The following is a 618-nucleotide window of genomic DNA, read 5'->3' as shown; positions in this document are numbered from 1 at the left end:
AAACAGACCAGATAGAGATGCTATAATTTTTAAAAGTTCAATATATTTTTCATTTGTATTAATTTGATTATTCATATAGTACCCTTAAGAAATTTTCAGCAACTCTTTTTACTAGAGGCATGGTAACACTATTTCCAGCTTGCATATATAATTTACTCTTGGCAATATTGGGCATTATAAAACTTCTCATATCGTACCCTTGAAAAGCAAAGCATTCTTTAGGTGTTAGTTTTCTTATTCCGTAGTCATCAAGTAAGAGTGGCACATTATGGCCTCCTGTTCCCATATTAGCAGTTAATGTAGGACATAATTTATTTTTATTTTCTCTTACATAAACCCTTCTCCATTGATAGATGGTATCTTTTGATTTAATTGTTTCTTTTAATTGAGAAATATATTTTGATTTATCGTAGTAATAAATATCTTCTTGTTTTTCCTTGTCTAAAATGTCGTGTATGCTTTTTGTAAGTTTAATTTTTTTGGGAAAATCAAATTTTGAAGTATCAAAGTTATGGTCTTTATTAAAAGCCACAATAAATATACGCTCTCTATTTTGAGGTATGTTTGCATATTCTGCTGTATTCATTACTTTAAAAAAAACCTGATAATTTAGTTTAT

Annotated in this window: 1 protein-coding gene; it reads right to left on the bottom strand. The window is 27.8% G+C overall.

Annotated elements, in window-relative coordinates:
- Nucleotides 1-67: 67 nt before the first annotated feature.
- Nucleotides 68-618: DNA (cytosine-5-)-methyltransferase (gene dcm, locus ACTHS3_RS16550; RefSeq protein ID WP_440368578.1), on the bottom strand; the 551-nt coding region annotated here is incomplete at its 5' end.

This window comes from Neisseria sp. P0009.S007, assembly GCF_051962515.1.
The sequence above is the reverse complement of the archived record's forward strand: the minus strand, read 5'-3'. Positions and strand labels throughout refer to the sequence as shown.